Here is a 14,256-nt window from a genome sequence, read left to right as displayed (position 1 = left end):
AGTTTGTGAGCCGTCGCCGCCGCGAGCCTGAAGAGCACGTCAACCATGAACGCTGGCTGGTGTCCTACGCCGACTTCATTACCTTGCTGTTCGCGTTTTTTGTGGTCATGTACTCCATCTCGTCGATCAACGAAGGCAAGTACAAGGTGATTTCCCAGGCGCTGATCGGTGTGTTCAACGACGCCGACCGTGCCCTCAAGCCGATTCCTATCGGCGAAGAGCGGCCCAAGACCGTCACCCCGGCCAAGCCGCTGGTCAACGACAGCGACGAAACCGCCGCCGGCGTGGGCGGCACCAGCGACCCACTGAAAAGCATTGCCGATGACATCAGTGCCGCGTTTGGCGACCTGATTAAATCCAACCAGATGACCGTGCGCGGCAATGAGCTGTGGGTGGAGATCGAGCTGAACTCCAGCCTGCTGTTCGCCAGCGCCGACGCGATGCCGAGCGACCAGGCCTTCACCATCATCGACAAGGTGGCGGCGATCCTCAAGCCGTTTGAAAACCCGATCCACGTGGAAGGCTTTACCGACAATTTCCCGATTGCCACCGCGCAGTACCCGACCAACTGGGAACTGTCCTCGGCGCGTGCCGCGAGCATCGTGCGCATGCTCGCTATGCAGGGCGTGAACCCTGGCCGGCTGGCGTCGGTGGGCTACGGTGAATTCCAGCCGGTGGCCAATAACGCCACCGCCGAAGGTCGCGCGCGCAACCGCCGTGTGGTGTTGGTGGTGTCGCGCAACCTCGATGTGCGCCGCAGCCTCACCGGCACCGGCACGGCCAATGCCACACCGGATGCGGCACTCAAGCGGGCTGGCACACAAACTGCACCGCCAACCGTTAAGCCGCCGGTTCGTCAGAGCGCCGTCAATTCTCCGTCACCGGCTCAATAATTTTATGCACTGTCTCGGTCGCGCCAACGCCTGCCGGGAGGAACCAACCGAATGAGAGTCTGGGCAGTTGCCAATCAAAAAGGTGGAGTCGGCAAGACCACCACCTCCATCGCCTTAGCCGGCTTGCTGGCCGAGGCGGGCAAGCGTGTGGTCGTGGTCGACCTGGACCCGCATGGCTCGATGACCAGCTATTTCGGCTACGACCCGGATGCGCTGGAGCACAGCTGCTACGACTTGTTCCTGCACAAAGGCAGCGTGCCTGCCGACTTGCCTGGGCAACTGTTGCTGCCCACCAGCAACGAAAGCATTTCACTGCTGCCGTCCAGCACCGCCCTGGCCACCCTTGAGCGTCAGTCGCCGGGGCAGAGCGGCCTGGGCCTGGTGATCGCCAAGACCCTGGCGCAACTGTGGCAGGACTTCGACTACGCCATTATCGACAGCCCGCCGCTGCTGGGCGTGCTGATGGTCAACGCCTTGGCGGCCAGCCAGCAACTGGTGATCCCGGTGCAGACCGAGCACCTGGCGGTCAAAGGTCTGGAACGCATGGTCAGCACCTTGGCGATGATCAACCGCTCACGCAAGCAGGCGCTGCCGTTCAGCATTGTGCCGACCCTGTTCGACCGCCGTACCCAGGCGTCCCTCGGTACTTTGCGGGTATTGCGCGATGCCTACCCGGACACCATTTGGAACGGCTATATCCCGGTGGACACGCGCCTGCGTGACGCCAGCCGTGCCGGGCTGACGCCGTCGCAGTTCGACGGCAAAAGCCGTGGCGTGCTGGCCTACCGCGCGTTGCTTAAGCACCTGCTGTCGCAGCAACTTGTGGCGCAGGTGGCGTGATGAACCGTCCCGTTGAACTCAAGACCCGGCCGCAACTGGCACTGGAATCCTACCTGGATGCCTTGCTGCAGGAAGCGACGGAAGAAGAACTGCCGGAACCGCTTCTGGTACTTGAACCGGCCGTTGTAGAACCCGACAGCACGTTGGATGAATTCCAGCTGGCGGTGCTTGAAGAACAAGCCCGCGACGCGCATGTGGCGCCTGTGGTTGTGCCGATTGCACCGGTCGTGGTCGCGCCCGTGGTGCAAGTGCACCTGCCGCCCAGCATCACGCCGCCGCCGGTCACCGGTGATGGCCGCCCGTCATGGGCCGCCGAGCCGTTCGAATGCCTGTTGTTCGACGTCGCCGGGTTGACCCTGGCGGTGCCGCTGGTGTGCCTGGGCTCGATTTATTCGCTGGAAGGCCAGGAGCTGACGCCACTGTTCGGGCAACCGGAATGGTTCCTCGGCATCCTGCCCAGCCAAGCCGGCAACCTCAAGGTGCTGGATACCGCGCGTTGGGTGATGCCCGACCGTTACCGCGATGATTTCCGCCAGGGTTTGCAGTACGTGATCTCGGTCCAGGGCTACGAGTGGGGGCTGGCGGTGCATCAAGTCAGCCGCTCGTTGCGCCTGGACCCGAATGAAATCAAATGGCGCAGCCACCGGGGTCAACGGCCATGGCTGGCGGGCACCGTGATTGAACACATGTGCGCGTTGCTCGACGTCGCCGAACTGGCTGAGTTGATCGCCAGCGGCGCCGTAAAAGCGATGCCACAGAACAAACGCAGTTGATTGAACAATAAGGCCCGCATGCAAGTGCGGTCAGCGAAGTACATACGCCGTGTTAAGCGGCATTTGAAGGGGTCCGAGAAATGAACAAGTCAGCATCCGCACAAGGTTTGGTCGATGATCCAATCCTGCAATGGGTAACCTTCAAGCTGGACAATGAGTCCTACGGCATCAACGTGATGCGCGTGCAGGAAGTTCTGCGCTACACCGAGATCGCCCCGGTGCCGGGTGCGCCAAGCTACGTGCTGGGCATCATCAACCTGCGCGGCAACGTGGTGACTGTGATCGATACCCGCCAGCGTTTTGGCCTGGTGCCGACCGAAGTCAACGACAACACCCGTATCGTTATCATCGAAGCCGACAAGCAAGTGGTCGGGATCATGGTCGACAGCGTGGCTGAAGTGGTTTACCTGCGCCAATCGGAAGTGGAAACTGCGCCGAACGTCGGCAACGAAGAATCCGCCAAGTTTATCCAGGGCGTGTGCAACAAGAACGGCGAATTGCTGATTCTGGTTGAGCTGGACAAGATGATGAGCGAAGAAGAATGGCAGGACCTGGAGAACATCTGATTGTTTCTTGAAGCGGCGGTGATTGTCCTGGCCCTGTTGTGGGCCGGGACGGTGGCATTCCTGCTGCGCTATATGCGCCAGCAACGGGAATTGGCCCAGCAACAGGCTGAGCGTGATGCCGTGCGTGACCGGCGCATCCTCGACCTGGTCAAGCGCGTGGATCACTTCCAGCAGAGTGCGGTGAAGGTCGGGGACGAGGTGCATGAACTGCGCGCGATCCTCGGGCCATTGCCGGACAAGTTGGCGCAGATCGAACAGCGCGACCCGTCGAGCCTGTCATTTGCCCAGGCGGCAAAGCTGGTGGGCATGGGCGCGACCGTCGATGAGCTCACGCAGTCGTGTGGGCTGACCCAGGCTGAAGCGCAGTTGATGAGCAAGTTGCACAAGAGCTGATGGCTGTCTCCCTGAGTTTTGATCGTGCCCACGCTCCGCGTGGGCATGCACCCTGTGACGCTCCGCGTCACGACTTAAGAGGCAAGACGCGGAGCGTCCAATGCTGCATTCCCACGCAGAGCGTGTGAACGATCATGCTGGCGGCCATGGGATGGTTAATTTCTCGCCTGCCAAATAATTTACGACTTCGATGGCTTTTTTCTCCTCCCCAAAGGTCCACATCCTTCAAGCACCTTTGAACCAGGAGATTTCCCCCGATGAGCACCCACAAGGCACTGTTGATCCTGCATGGCAAGCAAGCCCTCAACGAGGACGTGCGCGCGGCCGTGCAGGCCCGGCGTGAACAAGGCTGGGAGCTGGCGGTGCGGGTGACGTGGGAGGGCGGCGACGCCCGGCGCCTGGTCGACGAGGCCTTGGCCGACGGTTACACCCACCTGATCGCCGGTGGCGGCGACGGCACCTTGCGCGATGTGGCCGAAGCCATGGCCTTGGCCAAGACCGACGCCAGCCTGGTGCTGATGCCACTGGGTACCGCCAATGACTTCGCCCGCGCCGCCGGCGTGCCGCTGGAGCCGGCCAAGGCACTGGCGTTGCTGGATGTGCCGCCCAAGGCTATCGACCTTGGCCAGGCGGGTGGGCAAATATTCCTCAATATGGCCACCGGCGGTTTTGGCAGCCAGGTCACGGCCAACACTTCCGAAGACCTGAAAAAAGTGCTCGGTGGCGCTGCTTACCTGTTCACCGGCCTGACGCGCTTCAGCGAATTGAAGGCGGCCTATGGCGAGCTGGAAGGGCCAGGTTTCCACTGGAAGGGCGATTTGCTTGCGCTGGGCATCGGCAACGGTCGCCAAGCGGGCGGTGGGCATGTGCTGTGCCCCGGCGCGCTGGCCGATGATGGCTTGCTCGATATCAGCATCCTGCCGGCGCCCCAGGAAGTGGTCGGCACGCTGATGACGCTGATGAGCGACGGCTGGGGCCTGGACAATATGTTTGTGCGCGCGCGCCTGCCATGGGTCGAAATCAAGGTGGCCGAAGGGCTGTACATCAACCTCGATGGCGAGCCGTTGAAGGGCGATGACCTGCGTTTTTCCGCGCTGCCCAAGGCCCTGCGCGTGCACTTGCCGCTGGACTCGCCGTTAGTCGTCCAGGCTGATGATCTGCTCGCGAACGGCGAATAACACCAGGCCCGCCACGTCGAAAATCTGCAGGCGTTTCATGATTTGCGAGCGGTGGGCTTCCACGGTCTTGATGCTCAGGCCCAGGCCGTGGGCGATTTCGCGGGTGGACTTGCCGCGCACGATCAACCGCAGGATTTCCAATTGGCGCGCTGTGAGGTTGTGGCTGTGGGCGGCGGGAGAGGTCGGGCCCTGGCTGCGGATCAGCGCCTGATTGATCACCGTGTGGGCAATCGCCGGGCTCAGGTAGCGCTCGTTGTTGCGCAAGGCCAGCAGGGCGTGTTCCAGCTCGTTGGCGGTGGTGTCCTTGAGCAGGTAGCCATGGGCGCCGGCTTCCAGCGCGCGCATGATCAGCTCCGGGTCGGTGTGCATCGACAGGATCAACACTTTGCTTTTTGGGTAGGCCGCTTTGAGTTGCTCTAATGCGTCCAGGCCGCCCAGTTGTTTCATCGACAGGTCCAGCAGCACGATATCTGGCTGCAGGGCGCTGAATTTTTCCAGCAACTGCGCGCCATCGCTGGCCTCGCCGATCACGGTGTAACCGGGCATGTCCTGGATCAGCGCGCGTACGCCGGCCCGTATCAGTGCGTGGTCATCCACCAAGAGTAAATTGCAGATCACTCGAGAACCTTAGGGGAACTGGCCCGTTCGAGGGCGCGCGGCGCCCAGGGAAAAAGCGCGTCGATCTTAGTACCTTTACCTGGCTGGCTGTTGACGGACAGGGTGCCGCCCAACTGATCTATCCGCTCGGACATACCGGCCATGCCCCGTTGGCCTTCCAGGCCTGGGTTGATGGCAGGCGAGAAGCCCAGGCCGTCATCGCAGATCATCAGCAACAGGCCCTCGGGCAGGCGTTGCAGGCGTACCAGCAAGTTGTGCGCCTGGGCATGACGAAGCATGTTGGTCACCGCTTCCTGGGTGATGCGAAAGGCCGCCACGGCCATTTCTTCCGGGATACCGGTCAGCCGCTGCTGGCATTCCAGGCTCCAGTGGATCGGGGTGTTTTCCAGGGTCTTGAGCAGGTGCGCGCGCAGGCTGGCCTCCAGGCCCAGGCTGGCCAGCTGCCTTGGGTTGAGAATGGCCGACACGTCGCGCACCTTGGCCAGGGTTTCATTCAGCGTGTTGCACAGCACCGTGCATTGGCTTTGCAGGTCGTCCGGCAGACGGCGCTTGAGCCATTCGCTCTGCAGTTTGGCGGCGGTAAGCAGCTGGCCGATGTCGTCATGCAATTCGCGGCTGAGGCGATGGCGTTCGTTTTCCTGGACTTGCAGCAGGCGATCGGCCAATTCCTGTGGCTGGAATTTGATCGATTTGCGCGAACTCCATTGCTGCAGGCCCACCACCAGCAAGGTGGCCAGGTTGAGCAGCAGGATCAGTAATGGCAACGGTGCCGAACGGGTGTAGGCCCACACGCTGACCAGCAAAGAGCAAAGGCACAGGGCGAGAACGATCCGACGGGCATTGCTGCGGGACACGGATCTTGCGATGAGTGACTTCAGGCTGGCGTACATAGCGGATGGAGCCAATCAAGGTTCGCTGCGGGAAGACCGGTCATGGCGGCTGACAGGGCTCTGTTTGGAATGCGGTGCCGAAACATTTTTTTGTACATAGTGAAGTTGAGTCACTTCGAGCGGGGCATAGTACCACCACTATTACCGTTGGTCGCCTGGCGCCTCACTCCACTGCTTATTAAACACGCACAAACGCCCTGGGCCCTAATCCTGACATTAAGGAGTCCCAGAGTTCAAAGAGGTGGCAGTTGTATTAATTAAGTGGGTTTGTAGAGTTATAGCGTTGATGGCTAATTGATATATCGGTGTCGTTTTTAGATAACTCACCGATTGAATACGACCTGCTCAACACTCAAGACGTGTGATGCACACGCTGCTGCGGTTTATAACCGAAGTCTTTTTGTGGGATCTGCAAGGTGACCGTCGCAATCAATTTAGTTTGTTCGCTTTCATCCAGCGCCAACTCCCCGGTGCGGGCGTCAATCAGCTCCAGTTGCCAAGCCAGTAATGTCAGGCAGTCATGCAGGGCATTCAAGGCCTGGTCATGCAGTTCCATGGGGCTTGCGGCATTCGCAATCAGGTATTGAATGTGCCGGGAGAATTCGCTGATCGCCTGCAGGGCCAGGCCTTCGGCCTTTTCAGCCAGTTTGCTCAGGCTGATTTTCATGCAGTCGATGGCATCGCTGTCGTTGCGAATCAAGTGCAAGTGGTTCAAGCACTCTTCGGACTTGGCCAGGAGCGTCTCGGCTTCAAGCAAGAACTCGGGAAGAGCGGTTTGCCATTCGTTTGCGTTATTCATCATGCAAGTCTCCGCACATAAGGTCGGGTTGATGAGATGCCGCACCGGGTGAATGGCGTAAAACTACCGCTGAAATATGACTGAAATCTGTAGCCCTGTTCTGAAATTTCAGTAGGACCGATACTTGAATGATCGCAAATGCCGCGCATACGCCGCACTATCCTGGGCGATTGCACAACTTCAGTTGCCGCCACGAGTGTCTCTGGAAGACCCGTGGGCCGAGGGCTTGGGATGGCAAACAAAAGCCTGACTCCATTCATGCAATGAGAATGGCGTCACATTAATGGCTATTAGATATCGCGAATATCAGGTTGGGCCTGATTGTTCATAGGGGAATCCCTTACACAGCGGAACCTCGCGTCGATTTGAATGTCGCGCGAAGTTGCTGTAGTGCCATTTGGAGAGGCCGTTGCAGTAAAGCATGATGTCAGTGTGACATCAATGAATTTACGTGGCATTTTACGGGGGTCAAGGTCTGGCGCTTGCCGCCGATAACTAGCCTTAAGTGAACAGCACAATCCCACATCAGGAGCTTTTAATGGCCGGCATTCTCGACACGGTAGATCAACGCACGCAACTGGTGGGTGAGAATCGCCTGGAGATTCTTATGTTTCGCCTGGCCGGGCGGCAGTTGTTCGCGATCAACGTGTTCAAGGTGCAGGAGGTCCTGCAACTGCCTAAGCTGACGCTGATGCCCCAGCGCCACCCGTTCGTGTGCGGCGTGGTCAACCTGCGCGGCCAGACCCTGCCGGTGATCGACCTGTCCCAGGCCATCGGCATGCGCCCGCTGGTGCCAGGCCCCAACAGCACGATTATCGTCACCGAGTACAACCGCTCGGTGCAGGCGTTTCTGGTGGGCGGCGTAGACCGCATCGTCAACATGAACTGGGAAGCCATCCTGCCGCCACCGGCCAGCGCCGGGCGCCAGCATTACCTCACGGCGATCAGCAAGGTCGATGACCAGTTGGTGGAAATCATCGACGTGGAAAAAGTCCTCGCCGAAATCGTGCCGTACAACGCCAAGGTCTCCCGGGAAAAACTCGAAGACCCGGTGCTGGAACGCGCCCGTGGTCGCGAAGTGCTGCTGGTGGACGACTCCAATGTGGCGCTGTCGCAGCTGCGCGACACCCTGGGGCAGCTCGGCGTGAAGATGCACATCGCCAGCGACGGCCTCAAGGCACTGAACATGCTCAAGGCCTGGGCCGACAGCGGCCAGGTGATGACCGACAAACTGCTGATGATCTTCACCGACGCCGAAATGCCCGAGATGGACGGCTACCGCCTGACCACCGAAATCCGCAACGACCCACGCTTGCGTGGGTTGTACGTAGTGCTGCACACCTCGCTGTCGGGCAGCTTCAACGACTCGATGGTGAAAAAGGTTGGCTGCGATAACTTCCTGTCCAAATTCCAGCCCGACAAGCTGGTGGACGTGGTGCGTCAACGCCTGATGCTGGACGAAGTGCCCGCCTGACTTTAGGGTGACACTTTGTTTCTCAGGAATGCAGGCCCATGCTTCGTCTCAGCGCGTTGTACCGTTACCCCTTGAAGTCCGGCAAGGCCGAGACCTTGCAGCACATCGGCCTGGATAAACTCGGGCTGGCGGGGGATCGACGCTGGATGTTGGTGGACGAAGCCAGCGGACGATTTCTGACGCAGCGCGCAGTGGCGAAGATGAGCCAGTTGTCGGCGTTATGGAACAGTGCCGGCGGCTTGACCCTGAGTTCGCCCGGCCACCCGACGCTGGACGTGCCCTTGCCCGGCAATGACGCCGAGTTGCGCGGCGTGACCATCTGGCGTGACACCCTGCGCGTACCGGACGCCGGCGATGCCGCCGCTGCCTGGGTCAGCGAGTTTATCGGCAAGCCCACGCGGCTGGTGCAGATGCCGCTTGCGCGCGCGCGTACCACCGAGGCCGGTTTCGGCAATGATGATGACCAAGTGGCGTTTGCCGACGGTTACCCGCTGTTGCTGATCGGCCAGGGCTCCCTGGACGATCTGTCCCGGCAGGTGGGCCGGCCCATGGAAATGTTGCGTTTTCGTCCCAATCTGGTGATCGAAGGCGCTGACGCATTCGCCGAAGACGGCTGGAAGCGCCTGCGTATTGGCGATGTCGAGTTCCGCGTGGTCAAGCCATGTTCACGCTGCATTCTCACCACCATCGACCCCGCCACCGGCGAGCGCAGTGCTGACCGCGAACCTTTCGCCACGCTCGATGCGTACCGCAAGACGGAGAACGGCGCGATGTTCGGCCAGAACCTGGTCAACGATGGCGTCGGGCGCCTGGAAGTCGGCATGCCGGTGACCATTCTTGAGTAATGTGCGCCACCCATAAAAAATGCCCGTCTCCTGCGAGACGGGCATTTTTTTTGACCTTGGCTGAATCAGCCGCGGTATTCGCACAGGTAAGCGGTATCTACGGCGACCTTCAGCTGGAACTTGCTGTTGGCCGGCACGTTGAACTGGCTGCCGGCAGCGAAGGTTTCCCACTCGCTGGCGTCCGGCAGTTTCACGCTCAGCGCGCCAGACACCACGTGCATGATTTCACGCTGGGCGGTGCCGAATTCGTATTCACCCGGGGCCATTACGCCAATGGTCGCCGGACCTTCTGCGGTGCCGAAAGCGATCGACTTGACGGTGCCGTCAAAGTATTCGTTGACTTTAAACATGGGTGAATCCTCGGAAAAGGGTCTGGAAAGGTTGGCCAGTATGCCCAAGCCCAGGGGAGCTGCCTAGACCGGCAGAATCAATGGCAACAGGCGTGCGGTGTTGCGCGCATCTTCCAGCGCCCGGTGTTGCTGGCCATGGAACTGCATCCCCGCCAATTGCAGGGCGCCGTTGAGCCCCAGCGGCTTGTCCAGGCGCCGGGCCTTGGCGAAACGCTGCTTGAGGTTCACATGCGGCGTGTGCGCAAGCGCGCTGGCCAGGCCATGGCGTTGCCATTCAAGCTCAAGCTGCTGGCGGTCGTAGTCACCCCAGCTGGCCCAGCCTTCCAGGCGCGCGTGATGCTGGCCCAACCAGCGTTCGAACAACGGCCACACCTCGGTCATCGCTGCCGCGCCGTCGATGTTGGCCTGGGTGATATGCGTGAGTTGCCGGCAGAAGGGCGTCAGCAACGGCCGACGCAGCGGCCGCACAAAGCGCTGGAAGTGATCCAACTCGCGGCCCTGGCGGTTGACCAGGCTCGCGCCGATCTCGATGACTTCCATCTCCGTCACGGGCCAGCCGCCTTCATCCGTTGTGGCTTCAAGGTCAATAATCAGCCAATGAGGCATCGCGCAGGTTCCCGTACTCTTCCCTTCCAGATGGGGATAGAGCGTAGCCAAGCCTCGTAGTTCCGCCTAGGCCTTTTCAATCTCCAGCAACATCTGGCGATTACGCACCTGATCGCCGGCGCTCACCTGCACGCCTGTGATCACGCCATCTATCCCGGCCGTCAACGGGTGCTCCATTTTCATCGCTTCAAGTACCAGCAGCAATTGACCTCTGGTGACGCGCTCACCGGTGCTCACCCGTACATCGACAATCGCACCGTCCATCGGCGCCTTGACGCTGCCGCTGGCAACCTCGGCCTGGCAGCTGGCGACTTGCTGGGTACGGTTGATGACCTTCACGCCGGGCAGCCAGAGCTGGGTGTCGTCGAGGTGATAGGCGCTGCGGCGGCGGATACCGTTGATGACCACGGTCGCCCAGCGGCCGTCGCTGCTGAGGTGGCTGATATCGATGCCGTTGGCCAGCAGATGGTCGTTTGCCAGAACGCTGACGGCAACCTCGTGGACCGCCTCGTTAATCTCCAGGCGGTAGGTCCACGCCGTGCTGGCGTTGTTGCGCCAGCCGGCTAAACCCTGGCGGTGAGCGCTGGCGCTGTGGTGATAAAACAGCGCGGCGGCCAAGGCGATCTGTTCGTCCGTTGCTGCCTGGCGCGGGATTTCATTGAAGTGTTCGGCGATGAGTCCGGTGCTGAAATCGCCGGCGATAAAATCCGGGTGTTTGAGCAGGTCGGCCAGCAAGCGCTGGTTGGTCGTCACGCCCAGCAACACAGTATCTTCCACCGCCCGCAGCAGTTTGCGCCGCGCCTCTTCGCGGGTGGCGCCGTGGGCGATGATCTTGCCGAGCATGGCGTCGTAGAACGGGCTGATGCGCTGGCCTTCAAGTACGCCATGGTCAACCCGCACGCCAGCGGCGGGCTCCCAGCGCAGCACGTCACCGGTTTGCGGCAGAAAGCCCTGGGCCGGGTCCTCGGCGTACAGGCGCACTTCCATGGCGTGGCCACTCAGCGTTACGTCGGCCTGTGTCAGCGGCAGCGGCTGGCCGGCGGCGATGTGCAGTTGCCAGGCCACCAGGTCGAGGCCGGTAATCAGCTCGGTGACGGGATGTTCGACTTGCAGGCGGGTGTTCATTTCCAGGAAATAGAAGCGGCCACTGCGGTCGAGCAAAAATTCCACGGTGCCGGCGCCGACATAGTTGACGGCGCGCCCGGCCTTGAGCGCGGCTTCGCCCATGGCCTGGCGCAGCTCGGCTGTCATCACCGGGCAGGGCGCTTCCTCGATGACTTTTTGATGGCGGCGCTGGAGTGAACAGTCGCGTTCGCCCAAGTAGATGAGGTTGCCGTGGCTGTCGCCAAACACTTGAATTTCGACATGGCGCGGCGCGATCAGCGCTTGTTCGAGGATCAGTTCGTCACTGCCGAAGGCGTTCATGGCCTCGGAACGCGCGGTGCGCAGTTGGTCGAGCAGTTGGCCGCTGCCGTGCACCAGGCGCATACCGCGACCGCCACCGCCAGCACTGGCCTTGATCATCAACGGGTAGCCGATGCGCTCGGCCTCCTGTTGCAAAGTAGCGTCGTCCTGAGCGCTGCCTTGGTAGCCGGCGATGCACGGCACGCCAGCGTCGAGCATGGCGAGTTTGGACAGGCGCTTGCTGCCCATCAGCTTGATCGCGTCGGGGCCAGGGCCGATGAAGGTGAGCCCCGCGCGTTGGCAGGCCAGGGCGAAGTCGGGGTTTTCGGAGAGAAAACCATAACCAGGGTGGATGGCGTCGGCGCCGGTTTTCAGCGCGGCTTCGAGGATGGCCGGGATGTTCAGGTACGACTGGTTGACGGGGGCCGGGCCGATGTTGATGGCCTCGTCGGCCATTTGCACATGCAGGGCCTGGGCGTCGGCGTCGCTGTAGACCGCCACGGTGCGGTAGCCCAGGGCCTGGGCGGTGCGCTGGATACGGCAGGCGATTTCGCCGCGGTTGGCGATCAGGATTTTGCTGAAATTGGACATGGGTTTATCCCTTGGCACACTGGGTGAATGTTCTGGCCCCATCGCAGGCAAACCAGCTCCCACAGAGAAAAGGTGGGAGCTGGCTTGCCTGCGATGGCATCACTTGCACCAACTCGGCTTACGCTTCTGCACAAAAGCCTGAGTCCCCTCAATCCCTTCCATACCCGTCACCGCCTCGGCAAACCACTGCGCCCCTCGATCCAATACCTGCTCAAGCGGCTCATCAACACTGGCGAGCAACAGCGCTTTAGTCCGCCCATTCGCCCCCGGCGCACAGCGCAATACTTGCCCCAGCACCTCATCCAACCGCTCCGCCAACGCCTGCGCATCGGCCTCGACAAAATGCACCACGCCCAACCGCTGCGCCTCAACCCCATCAAACCGCGCCGCCGTCAGCGCCAGCCGCCGTGCCTGGGTCAAGCCGATCCGCTTGACTACAAACGGCGCAATCTGCGCCGGCAACAACCCCAGGCTGGTTTCCGGCAAGCCGAACTTCGCCTGATGGTCGGCAATCGCAATATCACTCACACACGCCAACCCGAACCCGCCGCCCAGCACCGCGCCTTGCAGCACCACGATCACCACCTGCGGCACGGCCTCGACTTCTTGCAGCAAGGTGCCAAATACGCGGTTCAAGGCCTGCAACTGGTCGCCCGCGGTGATCATGTCCTTCACATCCGCCCCGGCGCAGAAGTGCCCGTCGGCGCCGCTGATCACCAGCGCGCGCACCTGGCTGTCGAGCTGCGCCAAAACCGTGCGCAGTTCGTTGACCATCTCCAGGCTCATGGCATTGCGGCTGGCCGGGCGGTTGAGGGTGATGTGCAGCACGCCGTTATGCGGTTCGAGCAGCAAGGTGTTCATGATTTTTTCCCCGGCAGCGTGCCCATCAGTTTGCAGATGATGCCCAGCATGATTTCGTCGGCGCCGCCGCCAATCGACACCAGCCGCACGTCGCGATAGGCGCGGGCCACCGGGTTGTCCCACATGAAGCCCATGCCGCCCCAGTATTGCAGGCAGCTGTCGCTGACTTCGCGGCCCAGGCGCCCGGCCTTGAGCTTGGCCATGGAGGCCAGGCGAGTCACGTCCTGGCCTTTGATGTATTGCTCGGTGGCCTGGTAGACCAGCGCGCGCAGGCATTCGATTTCAGTGGCCAATTCGGCCAGGCGAAAGTGGATGACCTGGTTGTCGATCAGCGCCTTGCCGAAGGTCTGGCGCTCCTTGCAGTAGTCGATGGTGCTGTCGATGCAGTACTCCAGGCCCTTGATCATGTTGGCGGCGCCGAACAGGCGTTCTTCCTGGAACTGCAGCATCTGCATCATGAACCCCGCGCCTTCGTGGCCGATGCGATTGCGCTGCGGCACGCGTACGCCGTCGAAGAACACCTGGGCGGTCTCGGAGCTGTGCATGCCGAGTTTTTCCAGCGGCGGGCTGACGCTGATGCCGGGCGTGTTCATCGGCACCATGATCAGCGACTTGTTGATGTGCGGCTTGTCGTCGGAGGTGTTGGCCAGCAGGCAAATGAAGTCGGCGCTGGGCGAGTTGGTGATCCACATTTTGCTGCCGTTGATCACATAGTCGTCGCCGTCTTTGCGCGCATGGGTTTTCAGCCCGGCCACGTCGGAGCCAGCGCCGGTTTCCGAGACGCCGATGCAGCCCACTTGCTCGCCGCTGATGGCCGGGCGCAGGAACTCGTCGCGCAGTTCATCGCTGCCGAAGCGGGCGAGGGCGGGGGTGCACATGTCGGTCTGTACGCCGATGGACATGGGGATGCCGCCACAGCGAATGCTGCCGAACTCTTCGGCGGCGACTACGGAATAGCTGTAGTCCAGGCCCATGCCGCCGAATTTCTCCGGCTTGGAAATGCCCAGCAGGCCGAGGTCGCCGGCCTTGCGGAAGATCTCGTGGATGGGAAAACGCCCGGCTTTTTCCCATTCATCGACGTGTGGGTTGATCTCACGGTCGACGAAGGCGCGAACGGTGCGGCGCAGTTCCTGGTGTTCCTGGGTGAAGATCATTGTTGTTGTTCTCCTTGTTGG

The 14,256-nt window shown here is 61.4% G+C and carries 16 protein-coding genes; 8 read left to right on the top strand and 8 right to left on the bottom strand.

Annotated features, from left to right (window positions below; all coding sequences use genetic code 11):
- The first annotated feature begins 5 nt into the window (after positions 1-5).
- The 6 genes from motD to yegS all read left to right on the top strand — a co-directional run bounded on the left by motD (position 6) and on the right by yegS (position 4,643).
- Positions 6-893, top strand: coding sequence for a flagellar motor protein MotD (motD, locus tag PspR76_RS21625; protein ID WP_159958586.1), 888 nt, complete (start codon positions 6-8; stop codon positions 891-893).
- A 51-nt stretch (positions 894-944) separates the two neighbouring features.
- Positions 945-1,733 carry a ParA family protein gene (locus tag PspR76_RS21620; protein WP_014719332.1) on the top strand — a complete coding sequence of 263 codons (789 nt, stop codon included), beginning with the start codon at positions 945-947 and terminating at the stop codon, positions 1,731-1,733.
- Positions 1,733-2,506, top strand: coding sequence for a CheW domain-containing protein (locus tag PspR76_RS21615; protein ID WP_159958584.1), 774 nt, complete (start codon positions 1,733-1,735; stop codon positions 2,504-2,506). The genes PspR76_RS21620 and PspR76_RS21615 overlap by 1 nt, the downstream gene beginning before the upstream one ends.
- A gap of 80 nt (positions 2,507-2,586) precedes the next feature.
- A complete protein-coding gene (locus tag PspR76_RS21610; RefSeq protein ID WP_106576477.1) occupies positions 2,587-3,072 on the top strand; it encodes a chemotaxis protein CheW in 486 nt (161 codons plus the stop codon).
- Complete coding sequence (locus tag PspR76_RS21605) at positions 3,073-3,465, top strand: DUF2802 domain-containing protein (protein ID WP_159958582.1); 393 nt, start codon at positions 3,073-3,075, stop codon at positions 3,463-3,465. It begins immediately after the preceding gene.
- A 257-nt stretch (positions 3,466-3,722) separates the two neighbouring features.
- Positions 3,723-4,643: a lipid kinase YegS gene (gene yegS / locus PspR76_RS21600; protein WP_159958580.1), complete on the top strand. Its 921-nt coding sequence runs from the start codon at positions 3,723-3,725 to the stop codon at positions 4,641-4,643.
- On the opposite strand, the gene PspR76_RS21595 is transcribed toward yegS, so the two are convergent.
- The 3 genes from PspR76_RS21595 to PspR76_RS21585 all read right to left on the bottom strand — a co-directional run bounded on the left by PspR76_RS21595 (position 4,602) and on the right by PspR76_RS21585 (position 6,953).
- Entirely contained in the window at positions 4,602-5,261 is a 660-nt protein-coding gene (locus PspR76_RS21595; RefSeq protein ID WP_159958578.1) for a response regulator transcription factor, read from the bottom strand. The two genes, yegS and PspR76_RS21595, sit on opposite strands and share 42 nt — an antisense overlap.
- Positions 5,258-6,151, bottom strand: a complete 894-nt coding sequence (locus PspR76_RS21590) for a sensor histidine kinase (protein ID WP_159961579.1) — start codon at positions 6,149-6,151, stop codon at positions 5,258-5,260. The genes PspR76_RS21595 and PspR76_RS21590 overlap by 4 nt, the downstream gene beginning before the upstream one ends.
- A gap of 352 nt (positions 6,152-6,503) precedes the next feature.
- Positions 6,504-6,953 (bottom strand): hypothetical protein, encoded by a 450-nt coding sequence (locus tag PspR76_RS21585; RefSeq protein ID WP_174245645.1) that lies wholly within the window; start codon positions 6,951-6,953, stop codon positions 6,504-6,506.
- A gap of 535 nt (positions 6,954-7,488) precedes the next feature.
- Here PspR76_RS21585 and PspR76_RS21580 point away from each other — a divergent pair.
- Together PspR76_RS21580 and PspR76_RS21575 are read left to right on the top strand one after the other, a co-directional pair.
- On the top strand, positions 7,489-8,424 hold the full coding sequence (locus PspR76_RS21580) for a chemotaxis protein CheV (protein ID WP_017134971.1): 936 nt from the start codon (positions 7,489-7,491) through the stop codon (positions 8,422-8,424).
- Positions 8,425-8,462: 38 nt separating this feature from the next.
- The gene (locus tag PspR76_RS21575) at positions 8,463-9,269 is read left to right on the top strand and encodes an MOSC domain-containing protein (RefSeq protein WP_159958576.1); all 807 of its coding nucleotides are present in this window, start codon (positions 8,463-8,465) and stop codon (positions 9,267-9,269) included.
- Positions 9,270-9,334: 65 nt separating this feature from the next.
- Here the strand turns inward: PspR76_RS21575 and ppnP are convergent, their stop codons facing one another.
- The 5 genes from ppnP to atuD all read right to left on the bottom strand — a co-directional run bounded on the left by ppnP (position 9,335) and on the right by atuD (position 14,235).
- A complete protein-coding gene (gene ppnP / locus PspR76_RS21570; RefSeq protein ID WP_094950776.1) occupies positions 9,335-9,619 on the bottom strand; it encodes a pyrimidine/purine nucleoside phosphorylase in 285 nt (94 codons plus the stop codon).
- Between the two features lie 63 nt (positions 9,620-9,682).
- The gene (locus PspR76_RS21565) at positions 9,683-10,225 is read right to left on the bottom strand and encodes an exonuclease domain-containing protein (protein ID WP_159958574.1); all 543 of its coding nucleotides are present in this window, start codon (positions 10,223-10,225) and stop codon (positions 9,683-9,685) included.
- Between the two features lie 66 nt (positions 10,226-10,291).
- Complete coding sequence (locus PspR76_RS21560) at positions 10,292-12,220, bottom strand: acetyl/propionyl/methylcrotonyl-CoA carboxylase subunit alpha (protein ID WP_159958572.1); 1,929 nt, start codon at positions 12,218-12,220, stop codon at positions 10,292-10,294.
- Between the two features lie 99 nt (positions 12,221-12,319).
- Positions 12,320-13,081, bottom strand: coding sequence for an enoyl-CoA hydratase/isomerase family protein (locus PspR76_RS21555; RefSeq protein ID WP_159958570.1), 762 nt, complete (start codon positions 13,079-13,081; stop codon positions 12,320-12,322).
- The gene (gene atuD / locus PspR76_RS21550; RefSeq protein ID WP_159958568.1) at positions 13,078-14,235 is read right to left on the bottom strand and encodes a citronellyl-CoA dehydrogenase; all 1,158 of its coding nucleotides are present in this window, start codon (positions 14,233-14,235) and stop codon (positions 13,078-13,080) included. Before atuD ends, PspR76_RS21555 begins: the two co-directional genes overlap by 4 nt.
- Positions 14,236-14,256 lie beyond the last annotated feature (21 nt).

The organism is Pseudomonas sp. R76, assembly GCF_009834565.1.
Taxonomy (GTDB): Bacteria; Pseudomonadota; Gammaproteobacteria; order Pseudomonadales; family Pseudomonadaceae; genus Aquipseudomonas.
Note: the sequence above shows the minus strand (reverse complement) of the source record. Positions and strands in the feature narration are given on the sequence as shown.

Bases quoted from the DNA above. Each gene is read 5' to 3' on its own strand.
- PspR76_RS21620 (WP_014719332.1), top strand. From the start codon at position 945: ATGAGAGTCTGGGCAGTTGCCAATCAAAAAGGTGGAGTCGGCAAGACC.
- PspR76_RS21575 (WP_159958576.1), top strand. From the start codon at position 8,463: ATGCTTCGTCTCAGCGCGTTGTACCGTTACCCCTTGAAGTCCGGCAAG.
- PspR76_RS21585 (WP_174245645.1), bottom strand. From the start codon at position 6,953: ATGATGAATAACGCAAACGAATGGCAAACCGCTCTTCCCGAGTTCTTG.
- PspR76_RS21610 (WP_106576477.1), top strand. From the start codon at position 2,587: ATGAACAAGTCAGCATCCGCACAAGGTTTGGTCGATGATCCAATCCTG.
- PspR76_RS21565 (WP_159958574.1), bottom strand. From the start codon at position 10,225: ATGCCTCATTGGCTGATTATTGACCTTGAAGCCACAACGGATGAAGGC.
- PspR76_RS21590 (WP_159961579.1), bottom strand. From the start codon at position 6,151: ATGTACGCCAGCCTGAAGTCACTCATCGCAAGATCCGTGTCCCGCAGC.
- PspR76_RS21555 (WP_159958570.1), bottom strand. From the start codon at position 13,081: ATGAACACCTTGCTGCTCGAACCGCATAACGGCGTGCTGCACATCACC.
- PspR76_RS21580 (WP_017134971.1), top strand. From the start codon at position 7,489: ATGGCCGGCATTCTCGACACGGTAGATCAACGCACGCAACTGGTGGGT.
- yegS (WP_159958580.1), top strand. From the start codon at position 3,723: ATGAGCACCCACAAGGCACTGTTGATCCTGCATGGCAAGCAAGCCCTC.
- PspR76_RS21615 (WP_159958584.1), top strand. From the start codon at position 1,733: ATGAACCGTCCCGTTGAACTCAAGACCCGGCCGCAACTGGCACTGGAA.
- ppnP (WP_094950776.1), bottom strand. From the start codon at position 9,619: ATGTTTAAAGTCAACGAATACTTTGACGGCACCGTCAAGTCGATCGCT.
- PspR76_RS21560 (WP_159958572.1), bottom strand. From the start codon at position 12,220: ATGTCCAATTTCAGCAAAATCCTGATCGCCAACCGCGGCGAAATCGCC.
- atuD (WP_159958568.1), bottom strand. From the start codon at position 14,235: ATGATCTTCACCCAGGAACACCAGGAACTGCGCCGCACCGTTCGCGCC.